Origin of the sequence: Streptococcus sp. KR, from assembly GCF_002238115.1 — a bacterium.
In the GTDB taxonomy this organism is placed as follows: Bacteria; Bacillota; Bacilli; order Lactobacillales; family Streptococcaceae; genus Streptococcus.
The window spans coordinates 1-20905 of record NZ_NGVM01000004.1 but is presented as its reverse complement, the minus strand read 5'-3'; the positions used below and the strand labels follow the sequence as shown (position 1 = coordinate 20905).

Sequence of the window (20905 nt, the reverse complement as noted above, 5' to 3'; positions counted from 1 at the left end):
TTTTCTCCTCTTATGGAAAATGAGTCACGATTTCACCTTTTGGAGTGACCTCAACCAGCCCCATCAGGAGATTCCGTACCATATCAGCACGAATTTGCTCTTTCATCGTTTCAAAACCTGCATAGGCTTCTTGATAATATTCTACAATTGGGTTTTTCTGTGCAGCAGATTGGCCACCGATAGCCATAGATAATTGTTGTAGATAGTCTACTTGCTCCACCCAGTTATCATCGATAGCCTTGAGCAAAGAAAGTCGTAAAAACTGTTCATACAAGTCATGTTGGTCAAGTAAGGCTTTCTTTTCAGAAAGTTCTTTATCAATCACCTGCTTTATAAACCTACGAACTGCAATTTTGTTAGTCACATCTATATAGTCTGGAATATCTTTAATATGAAAACTAATATTAGTTACAACAAAGTGGAAGAGCAACTCTCGGCTTTCATAATTTGAAACAGTTACCTGGTCTATATAACTAGCAATGATTTCATCAACTACATCCTCCAAGTCACGAGAGCCATCTATTAGACGATTGCGTTCCTTATAAACCATATCACGTTGGATATTCATGCTCTCAGCATACTCTAAGGTCTGACGACGGGCAGTCCGGCCAGCGCTGTCACTGGCATGTTGCGCTCTTTCAACCAGATTACGATACTTACGACCTTTGAGAATTTCTGGTTGCGTCATATCTTGAACTTGGTAATCTTTATACTTCTTGTGAACCCAAGATGGACCAAATTTCTTAATAACATCGTCTTCCAGTGATACAAAAAACTTACTCATACCTGGATCTCCCTGACGGCCAGAACGTCCACGGATTTGAAGGTCAATACGCTGACTTTCCATCCGCTCTGTTCCAATGACAATCAAGCCACCAAGCTCTGCAACTCCCTTACCGAGTTTAATATCCGTACCACGTCCTGCCATAGACGTAGCCACTGTTACGGCCCCCATCTGACCTGATTCCGCGATGATTTGGGCTTCACGCGCAGCATTATTAGCATTGAGGACATTATGAGCTATTCCCTCACGAAGCAAGAGAGATGAATAAAGCTGAGACATTTCAACCGATCCAACAAAAACGAGTAAGGGATTCCCCTTAGCATGATACTCTTTGATGTATTCCAAAGAAGCATAAACTTTCTCTGGTAAAGTTATATAGAGATTATCTGGATAATCAATCCGTTGTCTAGGACGATTGGTTGGAATCCGAATAACGGTCATATTATAAGTCTCAAGAAATTCTTTTTCCGCTACCTTTCCTGTCCCCGTCATCCCAGATACTTTTTTAAACATCTTAAAGAGACTCTGATAGGTGATGGAGGCCATGGCCCTCGTTTCAGGAGACAACTTCACGTGTTCCTTGGCTTCAATGGCCTGATGGAGACCTCCCTGCAATTTGGTCATTTCCATTAAACGACCAGTCCCCTTATCCACCAATACCATCTCATTTCCACGAATAATATAGTCCTTATCTTTAGTAAAGAGCTTATGAGCTCGAATCGCATAGACTAAATGGCGAGCAAAAACCGCGTGTTCTTCCTTGTAAAAATGATCTATTCCTAAGAAGCTTTCAGCAGCTTTAGCTCCCTTAGTAGTAAGCCAAATCTCTTCCTTCTCCTCTTTGAAAATATAATCTTCTCCTTCGACTAGCGTTGTCACTAGTGTATCAATGATTGCATAGTAATTAGACTGAACACGGGGAGAACCCGCAATAATCAAAGGAGTTTGTGCACTATCAAGCAAGATATCGTCAATTTCATCAATGATGACATAGTTAAAAGGTCGCAAAAACTTACCTTCTTCATTCGAAGCCAGATTATCATTTAGGTAATCAAAACCTAAATTACTATTGGTTGTGTAAATGATATCCGAAGCATAGATCAATTTCTTTTCTTCTGCTTTCATTTCCTTCTTTGGATCCCCTGTAAATGGGACCCCAATAGTCAAGCCTAGGAAACGATAAACTTGGCCCATTTCCTCTGCATCCCGCTTTGATAAATACTCATTAGGCGTAACAACCATCACACCTTGACCTGAAAGAGCGTTCAAATAGACCGGCATGGTGGCTGTTAGGGTTTTACCTTCACCTGTATTCATCTCAGCAACATTTCCGTAGTGCATGACAATAGCTCCCATGACCTGAACATCATAGGGGAACATCCCTAAAATCCTCTTGTCTGCTTCACGCACCACTGCAAAAGCTTCTACTAAAAGGTCATCTAGACTTTCTCCCTTGGAAAGACGCTGACGAAACTCCACTGTTTTAGCGACCAATTCTTGATCCGAAAGAGAGGATATCTTGCCTTTTAAGGTATTGATCCTCTTTAAAATCTTTTTCACTTTCCTAAGCTGGAAATCTTGACCTAAACGTCTAAACACTTTTTATCTCCTTGATTGAAAAATCATAAAAGGTTAATTCTTGAAAACCAGCACTCAAAAGGGAAAGGCGATAAGTATAGGTATCCTCTGGATAAGTAAAGGTAAACTCTCTTGCCTTTTCAACTTTTTCCTCCAATACATCCTCATAACGATTTAAGAAGATCAGTTTGATATAGACACCATTCTCAGGTTGACAATCAAAATGCATCGCTAAATGATATTGATGATTTCTTTTGAGTAAAGGAAGTTGTGGCTGGCTCCTAGCACCTTGGTAATTAACACTAGAAAACCAAGTCTTCAAAACTTCACCAGATGGCATGAGGGGGTTATATAAACGCACACTCTTGTCTGGGTAGTAGGATACATTTGATCCGTACATATAAGTCCCACCAACTTCTCCCCAATGAATGGACTGTCTCTGTGTGATTATCATTCTTTCTCCCTTCCAAAACCACTTGCTAGTACCATCCGATAAAAGTGGATAAACCAAGCAACATTGGTATCTGTATCATCATTGTGTCGACCTGCCGTTCCTTTAGATAAGATTTTAGCACCTGTATTACACAAATAAGTAACTAGTTTCTCATAAGCCTGCGGATCCATATCTTCATCTTTCATATAAGATAATCCAAAGGTAGTATTGGAAAAATCTGCCTGTTTAAAAGTTTTCCAAAATCGCTGATCCAGCTCTGTCATATCTTGAGAACTTGTCCCACCTGTATGGTGAATTAAGCAATCAAAAGCTAAGTTAGAGACACCCGGTGCATCCAAACGTCCACGGCTAGCTATGGTTCCTAAATTCGCCAAGGGTTTCCCTAAAATCACCGCATGAGGTTCAAAAGTAGCACCGTAGTAGAGAGAAGGAAACGTACCCATAGAAAGGCCTGATAAAATCAAATCCTTAGAGGTTAAACCAAGATAATCTAAATAATATTGAATGGTGGCTTTTAACTTACCTTCTAATTCATCACTTCCAAGGTAAAAAGCCCCACCCTCTAAACGAGGATCTGAAAAGAGGAGGAAAGGACATCCCAGACTCTTCATCATAAAGTAGCCCTCGAATCCTTCTGCAGGTCGATAACCTGCAAAATAGACAGCCAAAGGCGGTTTAAAATCACCCGGATGGAAGAAATAGTTTATTTCATCACGCTTAGAATCATGTAGGATATTTCCACCAAGTACAAACTTACCAAATTGTTTTCGACTCCAACGTTGGTGAAGATTACCTAGTTTGATAGTTCCATGACCTCTTGCTTCAACAGATATCGAGAGAAAGTAATCTCCATCTCGACTATCCATAACAATTGCTTGCTCCAAGTCTTTTTCAGACACTATTATCTCTTCAAAAACATCATCAACAGAACCACTCCATATTTTACGGATGACCAAACGAAAGTCACAATTTCCTTGCTTTTCATATTCAAGCCACAACTCAATAGGAAGTGTTTTTTGAACCACTATATTATAAGCCCAATAGGCAAGTTGGGTAAAATCTTGTCCAAACACACCTTCCAAACTAATATAATCCAATCCTTGATAAGAAATAGCTCCTGTAAAGTTTGGATTCACTTGTATCATCGAAGGAAAGAGTTTATCACCATACCCACCGCCAAAAAGAGATTTACTCAAATCATTGATGAGTTGTTGGGGACTTGAAAAATCAATTGCTTGTGCACATCGCTTTTTAAAAAAATCCAAAACCTCTCTATCATTTATTTGTAGATTCTGGTTATAGAACAAAGTATAAGGTTCAAAATATTTCACAAAGGAAAATAAGTCTTTGGCATACTGACCATCTTCTATTAAAACGGCATGAAAACGGTTAATATCCTCTTTTTCAATTATTTCACGAAGGGCTTTTGATGAGTTTGGGTAAAAATGATACCAACTCATATTTTCAGGTATGTCATAATGATTTTCCCAATTGGCAAGTCCTATCTGTAAAATATTAAGTTCCTTTGACATTTTTAACCTCCTCTATCCATTTCTCTAATTTTCCAAGAAATTGTTGTCCAGTGTGCTCCTTAATCTTATCAATCGAATAAATCAAGGACTCATTCCATTCTTTCAACCTATCTGTGTAATAATGTGCAGCCTTAGAAAATTCTGTTACATCTGTCAGCAAATAACCATTTTTTAAATGTTCAACATAGACGGTTTCAACTAGGTTGATTTGAGGAATTCCTGCACTAATCCCAGCTATCTGTGTATAGAGATGAGGATATCTATTTAAATCCACAATCAAACGAACAAATTCTAGTGTTTTTATCAAATCTAACTCATCATTCAAGTTGACAAACTGTATACGTAAGTCCTGGTGTTGATTTTCTTCCAGAGGATTTTCTGCATCACCATAATCAATCGCCTTTCCCAGATTTTCGGATTGAATGTTTTCTTGGATGAAAGACTCAACAATCCTTTCAACCTCATTCATTTGCTCCTGACTAGCAGCAAAGGCTCCAAAAATCACCTCAGTATCCTTATTTTCAGAGACAAAGGACAAGACTTGAAGTAGAGCTTGATCATCAATCCCCTGCTCAAAATCCAGTTGATAATATATGATGGATTCTTTCTTAGTTTGGCTTCGTCCCAATCGTAATCGGGTGTCAAAAGATGATAAATGATAAAATTGATGCATTCGTTCAGGATACAACTCCTGCAACAATCGTAAACTATCCTCTCTATCCACCAAAATCAAATCCGATTTTTCAAAAGTTAATTCTAAATCCCTAAAGGTATTTTGAGGATTACGTCCAATAAAAAGACTCAACAGTTTCGGATTTTTTCTAGGTAAACGATCTAAGACCAGCTGGTCATGATGAGAATGAGAAGGAAGCATAAAAATATCCTGCTCCTTCACATACGTTTGCAGATAATTCTCAAAAAATTCTGCCACCAAGTCTCCCATGTTTTGGTAGATAAGCGATTTAAATCGATAACCAAAAATTGGATTGATTTCTACCCGTCCACCTTCTTTTAAACGCTCTCTGAATTGCCACACTCCCTTGGGATTCAGATATTCTTGATAAGCCACTTGCCCATCTTCAAAAAAGATAACACTCGATACAAAGCCACGATCATCCATGATATAGTGCATATGTATTTGACCATTCGGTTCAAAATACTGTATATCACTGATAAAGCCTTCAACCCCATGTTCAACCTTAGCAAATTTCTTCCCATTTTTTTTAACGATAATCGTAAAGGGACTATAAATAAATTCACAGTCATCATCCCACTCAATATCTCTAATGCTTAACACTTGGGTATGGAGATTATGAAAATCTTGCATAACATCAAAAACGGAATAAGTATCAGTTTCTAACACACCATGTCTATGTAAAAAATAACGTAGATGAGGCTGGTAAGCTAATACTAATAGACGAGAATCTATATCTTGCTCTTGAAAGAGCCGAATCTGATGAAAGGTATCATCAAACTCTAAACGAAAGTGAGAAAAATACCATGGAGTGATATCTGCATGCCATTTCCTCTCAGAACCATACCAAGCTGGAATAAAATAATACATAAAAATCTCCTAAATCAAAGGTTTATAGGTCTCATTTAGCCTTAAAGCCTTGACCTCGTCTCTAATCGTAAAAATCATGCCCCCAAACATCATAAACAAGCCTGGAATCATTGCTAATCTTAATAACTTTTCATCAAATAAAACAAAAAGCATGGGACCACCTGCCATGATCACATTAAAGAGAGCACCTATGACTGAGAAACGAAGGACCAATCGGTTAATAAATCGACTAGTATCCTCACCTGGATAAATTCCATAAATGTATTCTCCAGATTTTTTCATGCGGTCTGCAATCTCTTCTCCATTCATAGTCACAAAAGCAAAAATGATACTAAATAAAAATAAGACCGAAATATAAACATAGACCCACAACGGCTTCCCAACCATAAATTCCTTTGATAAAGTCTCCAATCCTGAATGATTAGGGAAAATAAATCCCAACAAAATGAACAGATAAGCTGGTACACTCAGGAAGCTCATCACATACATATAAGGCATTCCACCAGCAGGATTCAGCATGATTTCGAGATAAGAATAGCGTTTAAAACGATTGTGTAAGCCAATTTTATTAACAGGAACCAAATAGCGAGCTCGATACATAATGGCAAGTAAATAAGAAAAGACAACGGTTAATAAAGCAAGTAACACAATAATCCCTATTGGAATATGAACCGTTTGAAATGTTTCAATAACATCCTGAGGGATATTTAAAACAATGCTTGATATGAGAATTACAATAGATCCCCCAATCCCCATACTAGCATTTAAATCTGACAACCAAATAAGGAAAAATGCCCCTGCTATCAGCAACAAGGTATTCATTAGAACAACCAAAATTGCCGAGTAGGAGGATTGCACTGGCAAGCTCAAGCTAACTGCCAAGGATTGAATAACAGCAATCACCAAGGTCAGATACATTTTCCGACGATCTTGAATTTCAATCGCTGTAGAACTTAGCCCCAATTTTTTAGAATATGAAAACATCTGCCACAAAATCATAGCTGACATCCAAGGGGATAATCCAACAGAAAAAATTGACAAACTTCTTAGATTTCCACCTGTAAGAGCAGCTGAGAAGGCTAGATAAGCTGTTGAACCTCCTAAAAAATCTTTACTATTTAAGTCAACAAAAGGGAGAGTAATACGACTTCCCAATACAAAGATGAACAATAGAAATAAGGTATATAGTCCTTTTTTTACTGCTATTGACGAATAAATCTTAGTCACAAAATACTCCTTTATTAGCTTTGGGGTCAAATCTCACTTTTTTATATATTATTCTTACACTAAACGGTAAAGGTTATTCTTCTAATTTCCTTAAGACTCTAACCATTTCCTCAGGATTTTCCACAGAAAAAATACCATCATAAAGACTATCTTCTGAGGATTTCCTAGTATTGTCAAACGTAAAGATTTTTACCCCTCTGTCTCTAGCCTTGGACAAGACATCCAGAACCTCAGCTCCATGATTAATATCTAAATAGACAGTTGTATCATCTAAAAGCCATTCAATTCTATTATGAATGATACTCTGATAAAGAGTTACATTTTCATAAACTGATAAGTTAGTTAGAGCAGGGGCACAATATACTGGAGCTCCGATATTAAAATGCCAATCAGGTAAAGACTTTATTAAATATTCCAAGTGTTCTACTTCTAAAACCCATGTTACAATAAAAACATTCTTCTTAGATTGATTGCTACGGTCAAAATAATTAAGGTTTGCTTTTCCTGATATCATTTCAGACCAGTCTAAATCTCTATAAGCCCACCACAATTCTCGAAGTCGCGATACACTATACGTGTTCCAAGGTTTATCATGACTTGCAAAATGTGTTATTAATGGTCTACAATATTTCAAATTTTCTAGATTTCTTGATGTATTAAGGAAATCTAGTCCTATTAATTTATTAAAATCATAATCCAATTGCAACCATCGATTTTCAAAATAAATGTTTAAGATACTTTGGTCTGCCATTTGAACCTGGTCTTGCTTTTCTTCTGTTAATATCAATAAGTCATGTGTAATATTTTGTTCTCTCCACATATCATTATTGATTAATAACACTCCAGCATTAAAACCATTAATAGATAATTCCCATCCATAATTATCTTGTACTGCTGCTATAGGATATCCATTTAGATCTAATTCAAACAAGGGACTTAAATCTCCACTTACAATTAAATCACAATCAAGATAAAGCGATCTACTATCATTTATAACACTAGGAATTAAAAATCTATAAAATGTTGCATAATTTATATGATTCGCCGTTTTAAAGTCTTTAAAGTCATTAGACTCCAAATGAATATTTTTAATGCTGGAATCAAAATGTTTTAATTTAGGAACTAATAATTTAAACCATTCTGGCGCTATATCACTATTTAAAATATAAAAATCAACTTCTGTATTATGACAAAGAATCGATTTAATTGTTGTCTCTAATTGAACTAAATAAGCATTATCCGCTGCTAAGACAATTGATTTCCTCATGACTCTCCTTCCATAAAACTTTTAATCATTTCTACCATTTCGTCAGGTCTATCATGATGACAAATTCCAAAATAATCTTCTTCAGGTATAGTCAAACAACGTGTATTATCGAAAGTTAGTATTGGCTTTTCAAATTTCTTTACTAAATCATAAATATACATTAATTTCTGATCTAAATTCAAATCCAAATAAATGTCTGAACTCTTTAGGATTTTTTCTACCAAAATAGGAAAAGAATTAGGATAAAGGGTCACATTTTGATACTTAGATAATCTCTTTAATTCATCCGACATAAAAGTATGAGCAACAATATAAAAATGTACTTCTGGTAGTTGTTCAACTAGATAATCCATTTTTTCTACACACCAAGAATTAGTTAAATTCATACAAGTTAATTTTGGTCTATAAATATCTGCAGAATAAAAAACACTCTTTTCTTTCCAGCTAGATACTATATAACTCCATTCCATAAAAGAGTATTTCCACCACTCTTCTCTTAGACGTCCAACAGAAAACTGCTTCCACGGTTTATCAGGAGAAATATAGTGCAAAATTTTTGGAATAGGTGTTAATGGAATTTCAAAAATAAAAGCATGATTCTTTTCTGCTGCACCAGCATCAAAACCTATTTGGAAATTATAGATATCCTCTAGCTGGTAATAACTACTTTGAAAAAGAATATTGAGAATAGACTGATCTCCTTCTCCCACATTTTCATGTTCTTTCTCAGTTAATTCAACTAACTGCTGACGAATATTATCTAATTTCCATTTTTTATTGTTAATCAACAAAACCCCAGCATTGAAGCCAACTCCAGCTCCAAAGCAAGAACGAGCTGCAGCCAAGTAATTTTCACCTAAATCTAATTCAAAGAGAGGAGTCAAATCACCAGTTACAACCAAATCACTATCTAGATAGAGAACTTTATCTTCTGTTACAAAATCTGGAATATAATAACGGGCAAAGGTCATATGATTGATATGAGGCAGTTTATTTGACCAATTCATTTGGAACTGTTGCCCAATAAGCTTGCAATCAATCAAGTCTCCTCCCATCTCTTGAATATACATTCTTAATCTACTGAACCATTCTTGAGGAATGTCCTTGTTTAGTACATAAATTTTTAAGTGACTATTGTGTCTACAGATTGATTTCAAAGCTGTTTCTATTTGACGAATATAAGCATAATCACCTGCAAATACTACTGCACGTTTGGTATTTCCCATTTTAAATCCTTTTCATTTATTCTAACTAACATTATTTACTGTCCTACATAAATTAAACCAAATAAATTTTTTTATCATCTTTACATAAAATCAAAATCACTTTATTCACTTACTTATCAAGTAAACATAATGTTTCCTTAATCCATTTCATCGTATTTGTTGATGATAGATTTTTATCTTCAAGTTCTTTTTTTCGAAATTTTAACAGGGATACAAAATTGTCTACGTATCGACCAACATCTATATTTCGAGCAGCAAGAAGAGCTATAAAATTTTCACGTTGCTGTAAATCACACCTGACCTTGAGTAAACTAAAATGTCTCGTCGAGCCTTCAACTATTCTATAAACATAACTATCTCTATTGATATAGACAGATTTAGGTGAGATTAGATAGATTTTAAACCAAAATTCCATATCTTCACCTAAACTAGTTAGAGAATTAAAACGAATATCCCCCACAACATCTTTTCTTACTAACTTTCCACTTACAAAACGATATGAATGATCGAAAGCGTCCAAATCAATTAATTCATTGATTAGTTCTAGATGATGAAAGACTCGTTTATCGTAACCTCGTTGAAAAGAATGAACATACCAAGTATTATCTTCCATAGAAAATCTTTTATATGTTGAAATTGAGACTGATGCAGATTCGGATACTAGAGCAGAATATAGAACTTCTAAATAATCTTCCTCAACCCAGTCATCTGAATCAACAAAAGTTAAATAATCACCTCTGGAGTATTCAATCCCCAAATTACGAGCAGAGGAAACTCCGCCATTTTCTTTCCTATAGTAATGAAAACGGGAGTTACTCTCTGTATATTCCTGACAAATTCTTCCTGAATTATCTGTAGAACCATCATCAATCATAAGCACTTCAAAATTTGTATAAGTCTGTTTAACAAGACTTTCCAAGCAAACTCCAATATAACTTTCAGTATTATAAACTGGAATAATAACACTAATCAAAGATTCCATACATTTCACCTACAATCTTAAAATTATAGAATAAATCTTTATTTATCTAGCAATATAGTTGTCAGGCAGTCTCTATGTAAATCTTGAAAAATTTCCGTTAGATTCCTGTTCATAATAGATTCTTTTTATTAAAAATATCTATTCTTTTAGAGAGTTACCCTCATTAATTTCTTTATTTGTCTAAAAGTGTTCACTCAAAATTGTGAACTCATTTATCATACTTTTTAGCTAGTCTAATATCTTTGCGACAATCTGACTATTATAGATTTCGTCCTCAATGAATTCAATATCTTGGTCGAAATTATGTTCAGCAGTATGTTTATGAGAAAATTTAACCTTTGTATCAGCTCCCATTTTCATCCATTCATACTCTGAATCAATATGACCAATATCTAGAACCCGATAACCTTTCTTAAAAAGATTATAGGATAAAATTTTGGCTGTAGGACCAAGCATACATAAAATAAGGCGATTTTCAGCATACTGTAATACAGCTTCTTGAATCTCTTCTATACGCGAATAAGCATTATGGGATGGACAGATAATTCGCTTAATTGAATTTGCTCCATCAAATAAATCATTACCTACACCTGAACGTGAAGTTACCCCTTCTACAATCAGAATATCCTCATTCTTCCAAATTTGTTTTAATTTTTCAAATTGACTAAATGATTGAGATTTATCCACATAATCAATGTATGGTCTAGATACAAATGTAGTCCCATACCAATCTGCTCTAGCTAATTCTACATAATCTTTTAAATGATGTTCTAAATGTCCCTTCCAGAAAGCTTCCGCTTCTGATGTAAAATTGGAACGGTCAGCAAATACATTTGGTAAGCCGATAACTAATTTCTCATCACTTTGAAGAGAAATAATCTCTTTCAACTGACTTGCAAGATTCTCATCATAGACTTGATAAGGGATAGATCTCCCTAACATTAAATCCATCTCTCCATCTCCAAAACGAATAATAGAAGATTGGTTTTCTACTATGTAATCTAGAGTTTGATTGATATCCTTAACAATAATCGCTGGTGTTCTTTCTTTGAATATTCCAGAAATAAGATTTTTAATATCTTCTACCATACGTTCAGGTGATTTTGAAGAGTATATATGTTGTCCAAAAAGTCCATGTTGGGTGCTATCAAAAGAGAAAATGGTTTTATTCATTTCATGAACTGACTTCACAACACCATCTGTCGAATGACCACAGTTAATATCCAAATACAAGCCCATTCTTACTTTTAATTGTTCTAATTTTTCTGACGTTATAGCTGGATGTAAACGAATATTTTGATAGTTATTTTGTAGTTCGTATAACTTAGGCCCCATATCTGTCCAAGCTGCTACATCAAAGATAACATGTGGAAGACATTGAGCTAAATAGTCTAATTGTTCAATGTCTTGTGTATCAGTAAATATTAAGCAATGAAATATTTCCTGATTATAATCTTTTAAAAACCGAGAATGGCTTGCATAGTCTTTGATAGCTTCTATCATTAAATTGATATTTTCTTTATCAAATACTATTTGATCATACATTCCATGCTGTGTATTAGAAAAACTTAAGATAGGAGTCTCAAAGTTACGAACATCTCTCAAGATACTTTCAACTTCGGATCCCTGATGGATATCCAAATAAATATCCACTTTTCTTTTCAGTCTTTCCAGTACAGGAGGAACAATCTGTGGATGCAATCTCACATTATCATATACCTCTAATTTTTTCAGCTTATCTCCCATATCCGTCCAAGCAGCGATATGAAATACCACATCCGGTAGAGCTGTGACTAACTCTTCTACTCCTTCTAAATCTTGGGAATTTGTCAAAGTTAAACAAGAAAATTCCTTATCTAGAGGCGATATTAGTTCAAACTCTCCTATATGGTGTTGTAAAATCTGACTCCACTCCAAGTCGTGGAATTGCCACCATAAATCACGGTAACGATTGGCTATCAAGGTGGTCCATGGCTTTCTGTAGGTCGTAAAATGAATCACCACTGGTTTGCCATTAAAAGCTAGATGTTCCTGCCAATTATTATACAAAGCCACAATATCATGTCCAACTTGTAAATTATAAGCTCTATCTAACTCTAACCAATCATCTTGTAAGACCTGATTAAATATCGTTTGATCACCATTAAAATGCTCAAAACGGCCTTCTTCAACTTCTTTCGTTGTTAGGATAGACTGTTCAATTAACCGTTCTTTTAGTTTCTCTTGGCGACATTTTTTATTGTTGATCAGTAGGACGCCAGTATTGAAACCTTGACCATTTGCATCTCTAATCGCTGCGAGATAATGTTCTCTTACATCTTGCTCAAATAGACCGTCTAATTTATCATTAATAAGTAAATCACAATCCAAATACAACACAGTATCTTCTTGTATATAGTCTGGAATAAAATATCTAGCATAGGCAATCGAACTAATGTGAGCTTGTTTTTTCCAATTCTGAAACACAGTTTGTTCAGGTAGTTTAACATCAATAATCTCACTACCTAACATGCGAGCTATTTTTCGTGGCTTACGAAACCAATCTGGCATGATATCTTGATTTAAAATATAAATCTTAACATCACGATTATGATATAGAATAGATTTTATGGTTGTTTCCAACTGTGTGGTGTAATTACGATCACCTGCTAATACAATGGTTTTATTCATTTCATTTCCTTAATCAATTCCCAAGTGATAGATTGCATCTACCAATAGCTTTTTAGTGAAATAACCCTCTTTTAGCAGATAGCTAAATGTCTTGATACGATTCGTCATTTCTTGATATTCTACTACACTCATTTTATCAACTATCTCATGAGCTTCTTCCAGACTATTCGCCACAAAGCCCAAGCCTTGATCTACTATAAATTTAGCAGTTGACAAGCTACTTGGTACAATGACTGGAATGCCAGCTGTCAGATAGGTACTAACCTTATGAGATATATTTAAAGTATAGTATTGGTTACTTTCTCCATCGTTTTGATGAGTTCCCCAGACAAGACCAAATCCACCTTTTGATAATTCTAGTAACAGTTCCTCGTCTTTTTTCCATCCTTCAATGCTAAGATTTCTAGCACTAGAACTAGCCTCCCCTTTATTTGAAAATACTCTCAAAGGTGTATCTTGAGACCAATTTTGTAAGTCTGGGAAACGCTCTAAACTTCCAGCAAAAAAGAGTTCTTTTTTAAACTCTGGGGTATATAAGGATAAATCATGAGGATGATCCCACATACCTTGAACGAGGATTTTCTTAGTTGTCAAACCTTCTTCCATCAGGCGTTCTTTCATCTGTTCGGATGGAACAATCAAAACGTCCGATAGATTATACATGTACATATACTCTTTCATGAGATAATAGTTACTATCAAACATAAGAGGGACAACATCATGAATAAAACAAATAATCTTTACTTGCATATCCTTTAATTTGTCAAAAAAGAGACGATCAAACTCAAAGCCATTCCAAGTAGGAGATTGAAAGACTAAGATATCACCAATAGAGATACTAGCCATAATCCCATCCAGACGTTTATTCATTTCAGAAGGACTATCTGAAGCAATATTGTAAAAATAGATACCGACTTCTCTAAATCCCAGTTGGCTGGCAATCTTTTGAACAGCATTTTGAGCTAAAATGACGGTACTATCACCTGCCATGCCGTATAAATTCGTTAAATGTAGTTTCATATTGTATTATCTCATTATTTATTAATATCTACAGAAGTAAAGATAATTTTTCCATCATCCTTCTATAAATCTCCGTAAACTGCATATTTTGTTCTTCTAACTTCGCTATCACTCTTTGTAATCTATTTTTATAAATTAAAATATGATTGGTCAAGTCATAATTCAAACTTGCTAAAATAGCGAGTTTTTCTTCCCTAGCCTCGATTTCATCATATATACGCTTTTCACTCCATATATTTAAAGTACCAGATAAACCAATACGGTACCAATAAATATAACTGTTTAAATAGACAACCCGTGAAGCCTTTAGAAGTACTTTCCACGTCCAGTAAGTATCTTCCGCAGTTTTTCCTAAAGGAAATGGCAAATTTTCTAATAGCTCTCTCTTGAATAATTTCAAATAAGCTACAGTCCAATTCCCATTTCTCATTTCTTCGACACCTTCTCTATCTATGATTTCTTTTCCTTCTATCACCTCAAGAGAATCATCTGGATTAGAATCATAAAACAAATATTGGTAACGTGATTCATCGTAACAATTATAACGTCCGATACTAATATCCGCATTTTCTTTTTTCAATGCACCATATAACAGTTGTAAAGCGTCATTTTCCAACCAATTATCCGAATCTATAAAAGTAATATACGCCCCCCCGAACGTTCAATACCTAGATTCCGTGCTGATGATACTCCACTATTTTCTTTTTCAAGATAACGAAAACGTACATCTTTAGCAACATACTCTCTACAAATGTCAGCAGAATTATCTGGTGAACCATAGTTTATCAATAAACACTCAAAATTCCGATATGTTTGGTTCATAATACTATCTAGGCACTGTCTCAAATAATTTTCAACATTGTAGATTGGAACTATAATACTAATCAAAGTTTTACTTTCATAATCTGCTATTTTAGATAATAGTTTTTGTTTTTCTTGTTGGTATAACTGTTTATACTGATTATTCTCTGGTACAAATTCTATGTCATGATAATTCAAATGTAAATATTTTTTTTCAACTAATAATTTTGTTACATCACTCTCATCTTTAAAAAACAAGTCATACTTTCCGAATATCTTAAATACATCTAATTTTTCTTCTGAAAACTCTTTAGTAGTAATTGAGTTTGGACGAATCCTGTAACCATAGATAACTTTTGGTAATTTAATCCATTTTCCTGAATAACTTACCAACTCAGGAACAACTGCTAAATCTTCAAATATCCATCCCTCTGGAAAAAAATCTTCTGTTAATAAACTTTTTCGAAACAATTTTGGAAAAACGCTAACTCTCAACTCATTTAATGCAAATTTCCCCAATTTGTCATCCTTGGTCATTAATGTTTGTTTCTCAAAATCATGACAGACTCTATCCACCTTTATTTCATCATGGAAATTTTCAATCATTCCTTCTATAACATCAACATCATCTTCGATGTATTCTATTAAAGTTTCTAAGAAATCAGGATAAATATAATCGTCACTATCTACAAAGGCTACAAAAGTAGACTCTTCTCTAATATGACTAATCCCTGTATTTCTAGCCCCACTTAAACCTTTATTAGATTGATTGATTAGTTTGAAACGATTATCTGTTAGATACTCTTCCGCTATTTGTTGTGAGCTATCCGTGGATCCATCATTAACCATAATGCATTCAAACTTTTTATAAGTTTGATTCTGAATACTATCTAAACACTGTCGCAAATAATTTTCAACATTGTAAATTGGAACAACAATACTGATTAACTCATTTTCCATTGACTTCTTCTCCTAAAAATTTGCGAATAGCATCTACCATCTTATCTGGCTCACTTGCTGAAAAAATCTGACTTCTTCCTGTGCTATCATGACTAGTATTATCAAAACCAAAGATTAGTTTATTGCGTTTATGAACTTCTTCGATAATGTTAACAATCTCTCCCTCATGGTTAATATCAAGATAGAAATCCATCTTATCCAAGGTTTCTTTCATATTAAAAGAATTAAAATTCGGCATAAGTGAAAGATTCAGATGTATCTGTAAATCAACAACAGAGGGAGCAAAAATTGTATGTGCCAAGACCGTAAAGTGAACTTCTGGAAGTTCAGATAGGAGATATTCCAAGGACTCCATGTCAGCACTATTTGTAAAAATGCAAGCTTGATATAGAGGACCACCAACTAACTCCTTAAAAGAACGTTTAGTGATGTCTGAACCTAACAATACATCATTCCAGTTTAAACCATAATAAAACCACCATAATTTACGAAAACGTGTCAGCGTTAAATGGGTCCATGGTTTAAATTCTGTGGTATAGTGAATAATCTTTGGTTCACAATTTCCATAATAGTTAGATTGGTACCATTCACTATTCCCTCTTAAATGGAGAAATTGATCTAAACCAACCATGAAATTATACTCTTTATCCAAATGCAGCCACTGATCACCAAAATACATATTGAGAATTCCTTGGTCTCCATAGACATGTTCATGATGTTTGGCAGTCAACTCCAGTAGACTTTGTGTCAAACGATTTTCTCTCCATTTCTTTGCATCAATCACCATCACACCTGAATTAAAGGTTGTTAACCAACCACTCTGATCAAAATCCTGAACAGCTGCAATAGCATAATCCTGTAAATCTAAGGTGAATAAGTCATCTAATTTTGCATTGACAATCGTATCCGAGTCTAGATAGAGAACTCTGTCTTCTTGTACTTCATCTGCTATGAAATACCTAAAGAAAGCAGCATAAGATAGGTTTGCATTCGGCAAGTGGAAATCACAAAGATTGTGATCTGTTTTTTTTACATTGATAATCTCAGAACCAATGACTTTCAAACGATTCCTCATCAAAAGGAACCATTCACTAGGTAGATCGTCATTAAACACATAAAATTTCACATTGTGATTACGAAGCGAAACTGACTTTATCACAGTTTCTACCTTGTCAAGGTAATGAATATCAGCTCCTAAAGCAATAACTTTTCTATACATTCTTATACCCCTATTCTTCTATGTTTACCAACTGAAAAAACATGCTTCTGACAATTAAATCCACTTTATTATTAATTTGAAATACATTCCAAGTCCCATCTTGGATGATTTTTTCTTGATGATTAGTGCCTACCCGACTTCATTCAGATACTCTCTCACTCTAGAAACCAGTTTATCTGGATTACTTGACGAAAAGACTTCCTGACCTTGATTTCCATGGACTGTATTCTCAAAAGCATAAACAGGCTTATGCTGTTCTATTGCTCTATTAACAATACCATCTACCTCGCCCCAATGGTTGATATCTAAATAAATATCTGATTTCTTCAACAAGTCTTCAATAATATCATCATGATGAACATTTGTGTATATATTCACGTTCTCATAACGATTGAAACTTTCAAGATAATCCGAAATATTTGTTTTAGCTGCTATATGAAAAGCTACCTCTGGAAGATTCTGAACAAGATAGTCTAAACTTTCTAAAGTGTCTGAAGCTGTTAAAGTGAAAACGTGAAACTGGTGTTGTTTCCTAGGAGTGATTTTCAAATTCTCTTGGGAAGTAACAACAGAATTAGCTGGTATATCTTTATAAATCAGCGCATTTGCTCCAATAATGACATTATCCCCAATCGTCACTCCTTTTAAAATGACGACATTAGTCCCAATCCAACAATTTTTTCCAATAGTTATTTTGTCAGCAGTAAATTTTATTTTTTCGATATGGTAATTTGAATATTTATGGTTATGGTCAAAAATCCTTACTCCATCTCCAAACATAGTATCTTTACCGATTTCAATTTCTTTACCACAACGAATCGTACAATGATCATTAAAGAAAACTCTATTTCCAAGTGTTAATTTAGCATTATCAGATACTTCCAAACTTATAAATGAACGCAATGTAACATCCGTTCCTAGTTCAATAGTAGCAGTAGGAGATATCTCTATATGATGAAAATCTCCTAATAACTTTACAGAATCTTTAAACTCCATGTCTATCTTCCACTTCTCTTAATTTTTCAATCATTGCTTGAACTTGGTCAACAGCATATACTTTCTGACCCGCTTCATAGGATTTTGTATTCTCAAAGGATAAAATAGGTTTCCCAAGTATTGCAAATTGATTGAGAATTTCTTCTGTCTTTTCACCATGATTAATATCTAAAAGTACTTGACTGGTTTCTACCAATTCATTATCAACATCTACCAAATAGTGAATTCCATTAAAAATAGTCACGTTTGGATAAACCGTCATCTGAGCCAATCGATCACTAACCATCACTCTAGCAGCGATTTTAAACTGAATATCTGGTAAGGATTGAACCAATGTTTCAATTTGTTCAATATGGTCTGAGGCTGTATAGATGAGACAAGTGAACGGTTCCTTTATCGGATAAAGGTGAGATTTTTGTAATGGATGTAAATGATGATTTTGTCCCAATTCTGTCCATTCAAGGCCATGGTAGTACCACCAAACATCACGATAAGTTTGAGCCGCCAAGTCCTTCCACGGTTTCCTATGAGAAAGATAATGAATAATAGCAGGATAGTCCTGACCTGCAGGTAATTGATAATCAGTGAACTGCTTATGAATGACAATATGATTATAATCAAAGTCCAATTCTAACCATTTATGTTCAAAAAGCATATTCAAGATACTCTGATCTGCCTGATCTACCTTATCATGCCATTCATTAGTCAAATCAATCAACTTTTGAGTCATATTCTCTTGTTTCCACAAGTCATTATTGATTAAGAGAACACCTGCATTAAAGATTTCTCGACCGAAATAGGCTCTGCCTCCGAAATCTCTAACAGCAGCTAAAGGATAATCTTGTAAGTCTGTAGCAAACAAATCATCCAGATTTTTCGTTACAACCAGATCACAGTCCAAATAAAGTGCCTTTTCTTCTTTTACAAAATCAGCTACGAAATAGCGTAAAAAAACTGTGTAACTAATATCCGTTTTATAACGCGAAATTTGCTCAGACGTTACCCGACAATTAATAATTTCTGAGTCAAACTTCTCTAAGCGCTTATTTAATTGCTTGATCCATTCATTAGGAAAATCACTATTAATCAGATAAAAACGAAGCGAACGATTGTGGTAACAAATAGATTTAATCGTAGTCAATACTTGGTCTACATAGGCGTAATTCGCCGCTAGGACAATGGCTTTCTTTTGTGTTTTCTTAGTTTTTTCAAGTTGAACTAGTAGATGTTTTTTTGCCTCAAACTCTTTATAAGTGGGAGTTTCTTCTAAATCACTGCCCTTACCATTAAAAAGACTTCCTTCTAACATCTGACGATAAATAGCTAAATGTTTTTCTAAAGGATATCCTAGACTGGCTAATAAAGTGATACGTTCAGACATGGCATCAACCAAGGCATGCATCCACTTTTCTGTCCAAGTCCTGGACAAACTATTATTTCTGATACGATAAGAATAGATCCCTTTATGGATATAAACAATCTTTTCAGCCAACAAATAAATCTTTTGATTGAGGTAACCGTCTTCTCCTAATTTACCTACATCGAAGCGTAACTGCTCGAACAATCTTGCCTTATAGAGTTTACCCCAAGCAGATATCAAAGCAAAATTCTTCATTTCTTGGGATTCATATAAGTTCTCAAAGATAGAAATATTGTCATATACTTTCTCATAATAAGAGTCTCCTAATATATGAAAATAGAACATTCCTTCACTTTCGTTGAAAGAATAATAATTACCCACTGCAATATCAGCCTGATACTGTGTTATTTTTTTGTATAGGGTTTCTACATAATCTAACTCAATCCAATCATCTGAATCCACAAAGGTCACATAATCTCCGGACATATTTTCCAGACCGGTGTTTCGTGCGGCAGACAGGCCAGCATTTTCTTGTTCTATATAGATAATTCGGTGATCGATTTCTGCAAATTCTTTACAAATCTCGCCTGAAGTATCCGTAGAACCATCATTAACGACAATAATCTCAATATTTTTATATGTTTGAGCAATAATACTATCTAGGCATTTTCTTAAATAGTTTTCCACATTGTATACCGGTACAACAACCGTTATTTTATCATCCACTAGCGTTTTTCTCCTTATATTTATTATACAATTTTTTAGTCAAAATTTCAGCTATATAATAGTAAAAACCCCCTGGAAATTCTACTTCTCCAAGGGGTTTCTATGATTTACGCGCGCGAATTAGTTTAGCCTAAATTTATAGGTTGTCTTACTCTTCTTCATCACGTTTACGGCGTTTTGCAACCAATCCAATACCTGTAACAGCCGCTAAAGCTCCAAGCAACACAGATCCAGTTGATGACTGAGTACCTGTATTTGGTAATTCTTTTTGTGACTTACCTGATGATTCAGACCTATTTCCAACTTGTGAGTTCGAATGGTTTGCTGAATTTGAAGCACTTGCCGATGTGCTTGCTGATTGACTCGCACTTGTTGATGCTGATTCAGAAGCTGATGTGCTTGCTGATTGGCTCGCACTTGTTGATGCTGACTCAGACGCAGACGTGCTTGCTGATTGGCTCGCGCTTGTTGATGCTGATTCAGATGCCGATGTGCTTGCTGATTGACTCGCACTTGTTGATGCTGATTCAGAAGCTGAT

The 20905-nt window shown here is 34.8% G+C and carries 14 protein-coding genes and 2 pseudogenes; all 16 read right to left on the bottom strand.

Features of this window, described 5'->3' with window-relative positions:
* Nucleotides 1-10: 10 nt before the first annotated feature.
* The gene (secA2, locus tag CBI42_RS02180) at nucleotides 11-2383 is read right to left on the bottom strand and encodes an accessory Sec system translocase SecA2 (protein WP_094753145.1); all 2373 of its coding nucleotides are present in this window, start codon (nucleotides 2381-2383) and stop codon (nucleotides 11-13) included.
* On the bottom strand, nucleotides 2376-2816 hold the full coding sequence (asp3, locus tag CBI42_RS02175) for an accessory Sec system protein Asp3 (RefSeq protein ID WP_094753144.1): 441 nt from the start codon (nucleotides 2814-2816) through the stop codon (nucleotides 2376-2378). The genes secA2 and asp3 overlap by 8 nt, the downstream gene beginning before the upstream one ends.
* Nucleotides 2813-4348: an accessory Sec system protein Asp2 gene (gene asp2 / locus CBI42_RS02170; protein WP_179211351.1), complete on the bottom strand. Its 1536-nt coding sequence runs from the start codon at nucleotides 4346-4348 to the stop codon at nucleotides 2813-2815. The genes asp3 and asp2 overlap by 4 nt, the downstream gene beginning before the upstream one ends.
* Nucleotides 4332-5912, bottom strand: coding sequence for an accessory Sec system protein Asp1 (gene asp1, locus CBI42_RS02165; protein ID WP_094753143.1), 1581 nt, complete (start codon nucleotides 5910-5912; stop codon nucleotides 4332-4334). Before asp1 ends, asp2 begins: the two co-directional genes overlap by 17 nt.
* A gap of 9 nt (nucleotides 5913-5921) precedes the next feature.
* Nucleotides 5922-7139: an accessory Sec system protein translocase subunit SecY2 gene (gene secY2, locus CBI42_RS02160; RefSeq protein WP_094753142.1), complete on the bottom strand. Its 1218-nt coding sequence runs from the start codon at nucleotides 7137-7139 to the stop codon at nucleotides 5922-5924.
* A gap of 73 nt (nucleotides 7140-7212) precedes the next feature.
* The gene (locus tag CBI42_RS02155) at nucleotides 7213-8406 is read right to left on the bottom strand and encodes a glycosyltransferase family 8 protein (protein ID WP_094753141.1); all 1194 of its coding nucleotides are present in this window, start codon (nucleotides 8404-8406) and stop codon (nucleotides 7213-7215) included.
* The gene (locus CBI42_RS02150) at nucleotides 8403-9632 is read right to left on the bottom strand and encodes a glycosyltransferase (protein WP_094753140.1); all 1230 of its coding nucleotides are present in this window, start codon (nucleotides 9630-9632) and stop codon (nucleotides 8403-8405) included. Before CBI42_RS02150 ends, CBI42_RS02155 begins: the two co-directional genes overlap by 4 nt.
* 109 nt (nucleotides 9633-9741) lie before the next feature.
* Entirely contained in the window at nucleotides 9742-10614 is an 873-nt protein-coding gene (locus CBI42_RS02145) for a glycosyltransferase family 2 protein (RefSeq protein WP_094753139.1), read from the bottom strand.
* 228 nt (nucleotides 10615-10842) lie between these two features.
* Nucleotides 10843-13284 carry an SP_1767 family glycosyltransferase gene (locus CBI42_RS02140; RefSeq protein ID WP_094753138.1) on the bottom strand — a complete coding sequence of 814 codons (2442 nt, stop codon included), beginning with the start codon at nucleotides 13282-13284 and terminating at the stop codon, nucleotides 10843-10845.
* Nucleotides 13285-13293: 9 nt separating this feature from the next.
* Nucleotides 13294-14304 carry a sugar transferase gene (locus CBI42_RS02135; RefSeq protein ID WP_094753137.1) on the bottom strand — a complete coding sequence of 337 codons (1011 nt, stop codon included), beginning with the start codon at nucleotides 14302-14304 and terminating at the stop codon, nucleotides 13294-13296.
* Nucleotides 14305-14332: 28 nt separating this feature from the next.
* Nucleotides 14333-15192: pseudogene (locus tag CBI42_RS13475) on the bottom strand (glycosyltransferase family 2 protein).
* 465 nt (nucleotides 15193-15657) lie between these two features.
* A pseudogene (locus tag CBI42_RS13470) lies at nucleotides 15658-16065 on the bottom strand (glycosyltransferase family 2 protein); the annotation flags it as partial.
* Nucleotides 16055-17284 (bottom strand): glycosyltransferase family 8 protein, encoded by a 1230-nt coding sequence (locus CBI42_RS02120; protein ID WP_094753135.1) that lies wholly within the window; start codon nucleotides 17282-17284, stop codon nucleotides 16055-16057. The gene CBI42_RS02120 and the pseudogene CBI42_RS13470, both read right to left, overlap by 11 nt.
* Before the next feature lie 129 nt (nucleotides 17285-17413).
* Complete coding sequence (locus tag CBI42_RS02115) at nucleotides 17414-18280, bottom strand: DapH/DapD/GlmU-related protein (RefSeq protein ID WP_094753134.1); 867 nt, start codon at nucleotides 18278-18280, stop codon at nucleotides 17414-17416.
* Entirely contained in the window at nucleotides 18270-20366 is a 2097-nt protein-coding gene (locus CBI42_RS02110; protein WP_094753133.1) for a glycosyltransferase, read from the bottom strand. Before CBI42_RS02110 ends, CBI42_RS02115 begins: the two co-directional genes overlap by 11 nt.
* 148 nt (nucleotides 20367-20514) lie before the next feature.
* Nucleotides 20515-20905: LPXTG cell wall anchor domain-containing protein (locus CBI42_RS02105; protein ID WP_142294080.1), on the bottom strand; the 391-nt coding region annotated here is incomplete at its 5' end.

Bases quoted from the DNA above. Each gene is read 5' to 3' on its own strand.
- asp3 (WP_094753144.1), bottom strand. From the start codon at position 2,816: ATGATAATCACACAGAGACAGTCCATTCATTGGGGAGAAGTTGGTGGG.
- asp2 (WP_179211351.1), bottom strand. From the start codon at position 4,348: ATGTCAAAGGAACTTAATATTTTACAGATAGGACTTGCCAATTGGGAA.
- asp1 (WP_094753143.1), bottom strand. From the start codon at position 5,912: ATGTATTATTTTATTCCAGCTTGGTATGGTTCTGAGAGGAAATGGCAT.
- CBI42_RS02155 (WP_094753141.1), bottom strand. From the start codon at position 8,406: ATGAGGAAATCAATTGTCTTAGCAGCGGATAATGCTTATTTAGTTCAA.
- CBI42_RS02150 (WP_094753140.1), bottom strand. From the start codon at position 9,632: ATGGGAAATACCAAACGTGCAGTAGTATTTGCAGGTGATTATGCTTAT.
- CBI42_RS02145 (WP_094753139.1), bottom strand. From the start codon at position 10,614: ATGGAATCTTTGATTAGTGTTATTATTCCAGTTTATAATACTGAAAGT.
- CBI42_RS02140 (WP_094753138.1), bottom strand. From the start codon at position 13,284: ATGAATAAAACCATTGTATTAGCAGGTGATCGTAATTACACCACACAG.
- CBI42_RS02135 (WP_094753137.1), bottom strand. From the start codon at position 14,304: ATGAAACTACATTTAACGAATTTATACGGCATGGCAGGTGATAGTACC.
- CBI42_RS02120 (WP_094753135.1), bottom strand. From the start codon at position 17,284: ATGTATAGAAAAGTTATTGCTTTAGGAGCTGATATTCATTACCTTGAC.
- CBI42_RS02115 (WP_094753134.1), bottom strand. From the start codon at position 18,280: ATGGAGTTTAAAGATTCTGTAAAGTTATTAGGAGATTTTCATCATATA.